The sequence below is a fragment of the Candidatus Protofrankia californiensis genome, assembly GCF_900634765.1.
In the GTDB taxonomy this organism is placed as follows: domain Bacteria; phylum Actinomycetota; class Actinomycetes; order Frankiales; family Frankiaceae; genus Protofrankia; species Protofrankia californiensis.
Window position 1 is genome coordinate 17,691 of sequence record NZ_CAAAFT010000454.1, and the last position, 4,370, is coordinate 22,060.

The following is a 4,370-nucleotide window of genomic DNA, read 5'->3' on the forward strand; positions in this document are numbered from 1 at the left end:
ACCCCGTACGTACCCCTCGACCTCCAGGGCGTCCTTGCTGTAACCCCCGCGAGGAAGACTGCGCGGCTCCATGTCCTCGGTGAACAGCGCCGGGTCACGGGGAGATGATCCGTAAATCGTCGTGGTGGACTTTACGATGACCTTTGTGACGCTCGGAGCCTTCTGACATGCGGCGAGGAGCTGCATGGTGCCGATGACGTTGATTTCCTTCATCGTCGCCCGTCCGCCGGCTCCGAGCGGAGTGGCGATCACATTCAGATGAAGGACGGTGTCGACGGCGGCGGCACCGATTACCTTTGCGATCAGCGGATTACGGATGTCCGCGCGGACGAACTGCGTGCGGCCAAGGTCGTCGTGTGGAGGCGCGGTATCGACCCCGATCACATTCTCGATCTCCGGATCAGCCGCGAAGACGCTCGCCACCTGCGCGCCGAGCGGCCGAGAAACACCAGTCACCAGCACGCAGCGTGGTCGCATTTCTCGTCGCCCCCTACCCCCGACATCCGAACCCATGCTACGCCCTGGTGTTGTCGCGGCAGAAACATCGTGGCGTACATGGCGTGGTGTCCTATTGGTCAACGTTAACCAACGTCGACATTGACGGGGCAACATAACCCGAGGCGACACCGCCGGCTCATCCGGTAACGATTCCGGAGTCTCGTCCGACAACGATTCGCGGGCCTCATCCGGCGACATCGCCCGATCCGGCGGCATCATCCGGCAGCATCGCCGGATCAGTCGCGTCGAGCACACAACCGAACGCGGCCCGCAACGGCCGAAAGGCGACCGAAAGCCGGCCGGACGCCGGCGAGGCCGACCCGGATACCGGAAAGATCATCCGGGATGCAGGCGAGGCCGACCGGCCGTCGGAATCAGGCGGGAATCGGGAGCAACACGGCAGACACGACTGATCACGGACGGAGCTCGCGGAAGGGCTCACAGGAAGCATGTGCTGTCACGACCGCGCCACGACCACACAGCACACCCGCGGAGCACGTCCGCCGCATGGCAACGGGCGGGTAGCCGTCCCGGTGGCGAAACACCGCGGCCGGCACCGGTAGGAACAGATCCCGGTCGGAGACCTGCCGGACGTCGACGCCGTCACCCGGCACGTGTCCGGCAGGGGATGCCAGTCCGTGGTCCGGGGAGAGAACCGGTCCACGAACCCATGACGCGACCCCCGGCGCCAACGCCGGTCCGGTTGCCGTCAGTCACATCAGGTGCCGTCCGTCATACGGAACTTCCGGCAGTGACTGGCGGCCGGCAGCGAAGGGTGCACCACCCGGTATTATCCGGTTACGCGGCGTTCACCCCAGGCCGTCCAGCCCCTACGTCCGGCGTCCGGCACAAGGACGCGCAGCACCGCGCCACGCAGCGCGGCAACGGAAGGAACTTGAAGTAATCGTTTAGCTACTTCTTGTTGCGCCGTTGAACGCGGGTCCGCTTGAGGAGCTTGCGGTGCTTCTTCTTGGCCATTCGCTTGCGACGCTTCTTGATAACCGAACCCACGAACCCGACCGATCTGTTGGAAGGAAAGCCGAACGAACTACCGGCCGAGCCTACCCGGTCCGCCGGTCAACGCGGCGCGATCACGGGTTCCCTCACGCCGCCGGACGCCTCCACCCGTCGATCATGATTTTTTGCGCGCTCGGAGGCCGAAGGAACCTAGCCGGGGCTGGCGAGCTCGCGAGAACGGTCCCGGGCCGCCTCGATCGCGGCCAGCAGCGCCGCCCGGACGCCGTGCTTCTCCAGCTCCCGGATAGCGGTGATCGTCGTACCGCCCGGGGACGTCACCGCCTCCCGCAACATCACCGGATGCTCACCGGAGTCGCGCAGCATCACAGCGGCCCCCACCGCGGTCTGCACCAGCAACTGCGCCGCGACCCCCCGCGGAATCCCCAGCAGGATGCCTGCGTCGATCATCGATTCGACCAGGTAGAAGAAGTAGGCCGGGCCGCTGCCGGAGAGGGCTGTCACGGCGTCCTGCTGCGCCTCGGGTACCCGTACGACCTTGCCGACCGGCTCCAGCAGGTCCTCGGTACGGCGCAGGTGCTCCTCGCCGGCATGGGCACCGGCCGAGATCGCCGACATCGCCTCGTCCACGAGAACAGGGGTGTTCGTCATCACCCGCACCACTGGTGTGCCCGCGGCAAGCCGGTGCTCCAGGAACGCGGTGGTGACGCCGGCCGCCACCGAGATCACCAGGTGATCCGGCGTGACGACGTTCGTGATCTCGCCGATCAGAGCGGTCATGTCCTGCGGTTTGACCGTGAGTATCAGCACGTCCGCCCGGGCGGCCGCGGCCGGGTTGGAAACCGCTTCGACCCCGTGGCGGGCGGACAGTTCCTCGGCACGGCCCGACCGCCGTGCCGTCACGAACAGATCGCCCGGGTCATGCCCGGAGCGCAGCATTCCCGACAGCAACGCCTCGCCGAGTTTGCCGGCACCGAGGATCGCGATCGTCATGGACGTCCCTTCAGCCGGCGGACCATCCCTGTCATCCGGTGGACCGCCTTTCTCACTTGGCTCTCACGTGGCTCTCACTTGGCTCTCACCGGTTCTCACGTTGTTCTCACTGGTTCTTGCTGCTCATCGCGCTGTTCTCACGCGGTGGACCGCAACGCACGCACGAAGAACAGCAGGTTGGCCGGACGTTCGGCGAGCCGCCGCATCAGATAGCCGTACCACTCGCGCCCGCACGGAACATAGACCCGTACCACCTCACCGGCCCTGGCAAGGCGCCGCTGCTCCCCCGGCCGGACTCCGTACAGCATCTGGTACTCAAACGGTCGCCGGTCAGACCCCTGCAGCGGTCCGACCGCTCGCCCGGCAAGCCGCCCTCCCACGGCCAGCTCGCCGGCGAGGCTCGCGGCCAGCTCGACCAGGGCCGGATCATGGGTGGCCACCATCGGATAACCCCGGCCCGCCATCAGAACCGCCAGGCACCGCGCGTAGGAGGCGTTCACCTCGGCCCGACGGATGTACGCGACCGAGGCCGGCTCGGCATAGGCGCCCTTGCACAGCCGCACCCGACCGCCCGCAACAGCGAGATCGCGACAGTCCGCCTCGGTACGCCGCAGGTACGCCTGGACGACGGCACCGGTTTCGTCGAACTCCCGGCGCAGCTCGCCGACAACGGTCAAGGTGGCGTCGGTGGTGGTGTGGTCCTCCATGTCGACGGTGACGCGCGTGCCGGCGTCGCGGGCCGCCTGGCACACCCGGAAGGCGAGGTCGCGAGCAAGCGAGGCATCCAGCCCCGCACCCAGTGCGGAAAGCTTGACCGACACCTCCGTCGCGGGTGTGAGCCCCGCGTCGGCCAGGGCGCGCAGCAGTTCGCTGTAGTCGGCGGCCGACTCCTCGGCCAGGTGACGGTCGGTCACATCCTCTCCGAGGAGATCCAGGGACACCCGCAGACCGGCGTCACGCAGACCGGCGGCGACCGTGACCGCCGCCGTGACGTCCTCGCCCGCGACGAATCGCGCGACCACCCCCCGGGTCAGCGGCGCGGTGGACACCAGCCGCCGGACCCGCGGATCACCTGAAGCCATCAGCAACGCTGTTCGCAGCACCGCTCAAGGATCCCGCAGAGCGCCCTCCAGGAACACGAGGACCACGGGGTTACCGACCCACCATCGGTAACCCCGCACGGCGACCAACCCATCCACCAGAGGCCCGGCGAATCGTTACGAAGCCGCCTCCCGGCCAGACCTCATCCCAGCCGACCCATCTCCCCGGCCAGGCCCGAAGGATGTGGATGCGGTGCTGTTGTGACAGCAGCGGATCCACATCCTTTCCCGTGACTGGTCACCTTCAGCATCATGGCGAAGCCCCCAACTCGCTCCGGTCCTTTTCCTTACCGATCATCACTGAATGATCGGTAAGCCCACCCCAGCGGCCAGCCCATCCGCCAGGGGTCCCCGAATCGTCGCGGAGCGACTATTCGGGGGAAGGCGGGCCACGACCAACACCGTGTGAAATGGCTCAGTGACCATACCGTCGGGGAAAACCTTCAGTAGCGAGCGCCGCTCGGCGTCCAGGAAGTCCTCCAGCCGATCTCCGATCGCCTGGACGTACGACTTCGAGCGCAGCCACAGCTCGTACCTGTCCAGCGGGAGCGTCCGGCTCCAGCGGCCGGACACCGTCACGACCTCGGTGAACAGGCCCGTCCAGCGCAGCTCGTCCGACCAGGGGCGGGTGCGGTAGGCGCGCTGGTAACCGGGACTCATCGCCTCCAGCCGCTGCTGTTGACGCTCCCACCAGCGTAGATCCTCGCCGTCGACGTCGTTCCACCAGAGCGCGAGCGCACCGCCGGGACGCAGCACCCGCGCCGCCTCGGCCGCGGCCACCGGCACCCGCACCCAGTGCCACGC

At 67.6% G+C, this 4,370-nt stretch carries 4 protein-coding genes and 1 pseudogene; all 5 read right to left on the reverse strand.

Annotation, left to right across the window (positions count from 1 at the left end):
• Positions 1 to 456: NAD-dependent epimerase/dehydratase family protein (locus DD1DGNOD_RS30195; protein WP_430827860.1), on the reverse strand; the 456-nt coding region annotated here is incomplete at its 3' end.
• 954 nt (positions 457 to 1,410) lie between these two features.
• The gene (locus tag DD1DGNOD_RS23580; protein ID WP_003948845.1) at positions 1,411 to 1,509 is read right to left on the reverse strand and encodes a 30S ribosomal protein bS22; all 99 of its coding nucleotides are present in this window, start codon (positions 1,507 to 1,509) and stop codon (positions 1,411 to 1,413) included.
• Between the two features lie 156 nt (positions 1,510 to 1,665).
• Positions 1,666 to 2,466, reverse strand: coding sequence for a pyrroline-5-carboxylate reductase (gene proC, locus DD1DGNOD_RS23585; protein ID WP_131768602.1), 801 nt, complete (start codon positions 2,464 to 2,466; stop codon positions 1,666 to 1,668).
• A 137-nt stretch (positions 2,467 to 2,603) separates the two neighbouring features.
• Complete coding sequence (locus DD1DGNOD_RS23590; protein ID WP_131768603.1) at positions 2,604 to 3,569, reverse strand: proline dehydrogenase family protein; 966 nt, start codon at positions 3,567 to 3,569, stop codon at positions 2,604 to 2,606.
• 294 nt (positions 3,570 to 3,863) lie between these two features.
• Positions 3,864 to 4,370 (reverse strand): annotated as a pseudogene (locus DD1DGNOD_RS23595) (class I SAM-dependent methyltransferase); the annotation flags it as partial.